The organism is Chryseobacterium sp. MHB01, assembly GCF_034651565.1.
Lineage (GTDB): Bacteria > Bacteroidota > Bacteroidia > Flavobacteriales > Weeksellaceae > Chryseobacterium > Chryseobacterium nepalense.
Genome location: NZ_JAYEDA010000015.1, coordinates 67,480 through 73,479, shown reverse-complemented (window position 1 = coordinate 73,479; position 6,000 = coordinate 67,480). Strand labels below are relative to the sequence as shown.

Annotated in this window: 4 protein-coding genes; 2 read left to right on the top strand and 2 right to left on the bottom strand. The window is 36.8% G+C overall.

The window, feature by feature from the left end; genetic code table 11:
• Positions 1–393: 393 nt before the first annotated feature.
• Together U9K52_RS18790 and U9K52_RS18785 are read right to left on the bottom strand one after the other, a co-directional pair.
• Complete coding sequence (locus U9K52_RS18790; RefSeq protein ID WP_248394525.1) at positions 394–861, bottom strand: redoxin domain-containing protein; 468 nt, start codon at positions 859–861, stop codon at positions 394–396.
• 266 nt (positions 862–1,127) lie between these two features.
• The gene (locus U9K52_RS18785) at positions 1,128–3,197 is read right to left on the bottom strand and encodes a TonB-dependent receptor plug domain-containing protein (protein ID WP_322927730.1); all 2,070 of its coding nucleotides are present in this window, start codon (positions 3,195–3,197) and stop codon (positions 1,128–1,130) included.
• A 122-nt stretch (positions 3,198–3,319) separates the two neighbouring features.
• On the opposite strand from U9K52_RS18785, the gene U9K52_RS18780 reads away from it, so the two are divergent.
• Positions 3,320–4,507 (top strand): homogentisate 1,2-dioxygenase, encoded by a 1,188-nt coding sequence (locus U9K52_RS18780; protein ID WP_322927729.1) that lies wholly within the window; start codon positions 3,320–3,322, stop codon positions 4,505–4,507.
• 175 nt (positions 4,508–4,682) lie between these two features.
• Positions 4,683–5,957, top strand: coding sequence for an acetyl-CoA hydrolase/transferase family protein (locus U9K52_RS18775; protein ID WP_248394528.1), 1,275 nt, complete (start codon positions 4,683–4,685; stop codon positions 5,955–5,957).
• Positions 5,958–6,000 lie beyond the last annotated feature (43 nt).

The window sequence follows — 6,000 nt, the reverse complement described above, 5'->3', positions numbered from 1 at the left end:
TAAGTTTGTTAACTGCATCATACCCGCTTCAAATATCCACTAAATTTGTCATCCTGAAAGGATCCAAATATAGCATACTATAAATTTAGCAATCAATTTTGGAAGATAAATCTTAAAATCTGCGGGAGCTATTTTTGTTGTGCAAGGACCTTGATTTTACCATACAAAACCACAGTGTTTAAATATATTGTTAGATCCTTTCAGGATGACAACCATGAAATAATAATTTAAATGAAAAAATCTGCGAAACCCGGGAGATCTGCCGGAATTATATTAACATAATAGTCTCCAAACATCTTTTTACTCTTAAAAATATTGTTTAGATCCTTTCAGGATGACAGCTATGAGATAAGATTAAACCAAATCCGAGTGATCAGCGAAATCTGCGGGAATTTAGAAATCCAAAATCTCATCAAGCTTTTTCTTCATCTTTTCAGGGGTAAATAATCCCTCATGGTATTCAGCCAAATTTCCATTGACATCCAAAATAATCCACAGCGGATAAACAGGCTGACTTTTATTTTTAGATAATGCCAAAACTAACTCATGGATTCCGGAATTTCCATTGGATACATAATTAAATTCTTCTCCCTGAAAACGAATGGGCTCTTTCATTTTTTCCGCCTCAAAATTGATGAAATGAAAATTTTCATTGATTAATTTTACCAGATCTTTATCTTTATTCAATTCAAAAAATTCAATCTTACAAACCTGGCACCAACTTGTATATATATGAATAATAACGGGTTTGGAATTTTCTTTCTGCGGAACTTCCAAATCCGAAAAAGTGCCTGTTTTTATCTGTGAAAGACAAAAAGAAGGCACTAGCATTAAAAATAAAAATATTGTTAAACTTTTCATTACATTATTTTTTCTACCGCAAAAGAGACAAAAGATTTGAACCTTTTTTTAGATTTTTAAAATAATTCTTTTGCTTCTTTTGCGGTTAATCTTATTTTAAACTTGAAACATCCAATTTCCTTTCTCATTAAATGAAACAAAGAATTAATTTAATTAAGTGACCGGTCCAAGCTTCGCGTAGCAAATTTATTTGCCTTTGCCTTCTAAAAAATGATCAGTTTTAATATAATCTTTGCGTCAAAACTTTTAATATTCAATTATAATTGTTATTTCAAAATATATTTAATTCCCAAAAAGCCTCTTATTTTCTGCATCGGAGCATATCCGTATGTGGTATCAAAAGTATAACGATTAGGATTGGTTACGGGATCATCCACATACCTGTCGAAAGGGTCAAACGGTCTCATCAAAGGATCTTTCGGGGTAAAATTAAACAGATTCTTGACTCCGCAATACACTTCAAATCCGGATTTAAAAGCCCTCGAAACCTGAATATTTGCCAGCGTATAAAACGGTGAATATTCCGGGCGATAGTCATTCGGTAAAACAGGCAACCTCATCGGTCCGTAAAACTGTCCTGTAAAGTCTATAACAAAATTACCTGCAAATTTATACGTTATATTATAGGTGCCACTCCATTTCGGAGCGTGAAGTTGCTGCGATTTCTCTTTCTCATCATCAAATTTCTGGTAAACATCAAGGTATGTAATTCCTAAACCAACACTCAAAGGAAAATTGAAAATGTAATCTACATTCAGTGATGCACCTCTTGAAATTCCGTAGCCATTCAGATTATCATAAATAATCTTTTCAGGATCAGTATCAAAATCTCCTACAATCTTATTGCTGAAATAGGTATAAAAAGCGGAAGCATCGAGATTGATCAGACTTTTTCCTGCGGGAATTTTCCAGATGTAATTCAGGTTTCCGTTAACCGATTTTTCCGGTTTTAAATCAGACTGAATAAACACTTCTCGCGAACCGGTAAGTGCGGCATGATCTTCAGTAAAAAGATTCACGACACGAAATCCAGTCCCGAAATTAAACCGCAGCGCATGATAAGGATTGGGAGAGAATTTCCACGCAAAACGGGGCGAGTGTACCGCATGATGAACTTTATCATAATCAAACCGATATCCTATCAATATCGTATTTTTATCATTAACCTCCCATTGATCCTGCACAAAAATTCCGAATATAGGAGATTTCATGGGCGCATTTGTAAAACCGTCAGAAGATAAAGTTCCCGGCGTATTGTCGTCATAAAATGTTCTTTTGAAGGTAAATCCTGCAGTAAGATCATGATTTCCGAATTTTTTATCCCAGAAAGTCTGCACAAATAGTACCTCCTGTTTTGCTGTAAAAGGATTATTCCCGTAAAATGAATTCTGATCATGAAAATTATATGAAAATTGAGTGATAATATTTTCTTTTACAGGCCACTGATAGATCCCAAATGCTTCTACCCGGCTGGTGTAAATACTTTCGCCGTAAATTACATCACTTCCCCGGTAGCTGCGGTTCCACTGCATTTCTCCCCCGAAGCGGTCTTCATATAAATACCGCAATGCAAAACTGGCCTGACGGTTTTCCTTACGTACAAAATTCCATTTATTAAAAATTGAAACTCGGTTCTGCAATGCCCCATCCGTAAAGTTGTCTTTATTTTCGTCAAATCTTTTCTCGAAATTAAAATAATTCAGACTTAATAAAGAAGCGATATTCTTACCGAAATTAAATTTTGTGGAAAGATCTACATTATTTTCGCTCCATGTGGTCGTCATAAGATCAACGCTCAATTTCGGTGCAGTCAGCGCATTTTTGGTAATGATATTAATGACACCTCCCATTGCTTCAGAACCATAAATAGAAGAAGCCGGACCTTTTACCACTTCAATCCTATCCACCAGACTGTTTGGTATTCCGCTCAGTCCGTACACGGTGGAAAGTGAACTTACGATCGGCATTCCATCAATTAAAATCATGGTATAAGGACCTTCAAGACCGTTAATATGAATATCTCCCGTATTGCAGACTGAACAGTTAAGCTGGGGTTTAACACCGTTCACCATAGAAATAGCTTCAAAAATGTTCGGCGTAGGATTTTTTTGGAAAAACTTTTGGCTGTAAATCTCTACGGCTACCGGACTTTTTGATCTGCTTACCGGCTTTATTGTTCCTGTAATAATGACATCATCAATATTCTGTGTTTTTACGGTTTCAGGTAAAACTTTTAACACATCCTGCTCACCGGAAGATTTCATTTCCAGGCTGTCAGTATTTTGGGAAAAGCACCAGATCGGTAAAAAGAACAAAAAATATAGTATTCGTCTCATGAAATTAAAATTGTTAGACAAAACTAACAATTATTTTTTAATTACAAAACTCTTCTCCGAATATTGTTTAAATTCAATTCATGAAAAAGTATTACATTTGAAAAACGACATATAAAAGTAAAATGAGATATCATCAGTCGGGAAATATTCCCCAAAAAAGACATACGATTTTCAAATCTCCGGAAGATAAATTTTACTATGAACAGCTTTTCGGAACGGAAGGTTTTCATGGAATTTCTTCTTTATTGTATCACATTCATCGGCCTACTCAGATCAAATCCATTGGTGAAGCCAAAGATGTAACGCCCAAAATTGCTGTTGCCAAAAATGTAACACCAAGAATGTTCAAGGGGATGAATGTAATGCCTGAAGATGATTTTTTAGACAGCAGAAAATTTCTCATGGTCAATAATGACCTTAAAATGGGGCTTTCCAAACCGAGGAAATCCACAGATTATTTTTATAAAAATGCAGAATGTGACGAACTTCTATTTGTGCATAATGGAAGCGGCATCCTCAAAACATTTGTCGGCAACCTTGAATTTTCTGTAGGTGATTATTTAATTATCCCGAGAGGAACGATTTATCAGGTAGAACTTAATTCTGAAGATACTGTTTTCTTCGTCTTGGAAAGCCACTCTCCGATTTACACCCCGAAAAGATACAGAAATGAGTTTGGCCAGCTGCTGGAACATTCTCCATTTTGTGAAAGAGATATCGTTGCACCAACTTTCGTGGAACCGAAAGATGAAAAAGGAGAATTTTTAATTAAAGTAAAAAAGGAAAACCAGATTACCGATTTTATTTATGCCACGCATCCATTCGATGTTGTAGGCTGGGACGGTTATTTTTATCCTTATAAATTCAACATCAAAAATTTTGAACCGATTACGGGAAGAATTCACCAGCCACCTCCGGTTCACCAGAATTTTGAAGGCCATAACTTTGTGGTGTGTTCATTCTGTGCAAGAATGTACGATTACCATCCGCTGGCCATTCCTGCTCCTTATAACCATTCCAATATCGATTCTGATGAAGTTTTATTCTATACAGAAGGCGATTTCATGAGCAGGAATCATATTGATCTGATGGATTTCACGCTCCATCCGGGAGGAATTGTTCACGGGCCGCATCCCGGAGCGATGGAAAGAAGCATCGGGAAAAAATTCACCGAAGAATACGCGGTGATGGTCGATCCTTTCAAACCACTTAAAATCACGGAAGAAGCTTTAAAAGTGGAAGATCCGTCTTATAAAACCTCGTGGCTAGAAGAACAGGACAAAACGATGGAAGACCGTTCTCAGGAGTAATTTAAAAAAAATAAGAAGCACATAATTTAAACCTATATAAGACCGATGCACCTCCATCGGTTTTTTTTATTGATTTAATCCGGCCAAAACATGACAAAAATCTTTACATATTCGGTATTAATAAAAACAATTAAACCTATCTTTAAGTCAGAGAAAAATTTATAAAAAAATCAATATGTACAATTATATCAGTGCAGAGGAAGCCATTTATACCATTAAGAGCGGAAACCGCGTATTTTTCCACGGAAGTGCATGTACACCCAACCATCTTATTGATGAACTGGCAAGACAATCCCACCGGTTGGAAAATGTGGAAATGGTTTCCATAACCCAGCAAGGAAATGTTGAAATTGCCAAACCTCAGTATAAAGATAAATTTTTTGTCAATTCCCTGTTTGTTTCTTCACCGGTAAGAGACGCTGTCAATTCAGACAGAGGAGATTTTGTTCCTGTTTTTTTAAGTGAAATTCCGATTCTTTTCAGAAAAAACATTCTTCCGCTGGATGTTGCTTTAATTACCGTTTCACCACCCGATAAGCATGGATTCTGTACTTTGGGAACTTCCGTAGATGTTGCCAGAGCAGCTGTAGACACAGCAAAAATTATTGTAGCAATTGTTAATCCTCTAATGCCGAGAACCCACGGTGACGGAATGATTCATATCAGCAGAATAAACAAACTCGTATGGCATGAAGAAGAGCTTCCAACCGTTGATTACGGATCAAAAGTAGGCCCTGAAGAAATGGAGGTCGGAAAAAATGTAGCCGAACTTATCGAAGACCGTTCTACTTTACAAATGGGTATCGGGACGATTCCTGATGCAGTTTTAAAATGCCTGGGAAATCACAAAGACCTTGGTGTACATACCGAAATGCTGAGCGACGGGGTGGTTGATTTGATTCAAAATGATGTCATCAACAATAAATATAAAGGTTATAACGATAATAAAACCATTACCAGTTTTTGCTTCGGGACCAGAAAGCTTTATGATTATGTAGATGACAATACGGTTTTTTCATTTGATGATGTAAGTACGGTAAATTTCCCGATCAATATCATGAGAAATAAAAAAATGGTAGCCATTAACTCAGCTATTGAGATCGATCTTACCGGGCAGGTCTGTGCAGATTCCATCGGAACCATGCAGTACAGCGGGATCGGCGGACAGATGGATTTTATGAGAGGGGCCGCATTAAGCGAAGACGGAAAACCGATCATTGCCATAACTTCAAGAACAAAAAAAGGAGTTTCCAGGATTGTACCTTATTTAAAGCCGGGTGCGGGAGTTGTAACGACAAGAGGACATATTCACTGGGTGGTTACAGAGTACGGAACTGCGTATTTGTATGGTAAAAATTTAAAGCAAAGAGCGCAGGAGCTCATCAGCATCGCGCATCCTGATGACCGGGAAATGCTGGAAAGGGCTGCCTACGAAAGATTTAAACATTAAAATCAATTTTTGCACTTACTACTGATTTTGTAAACTTTTGACA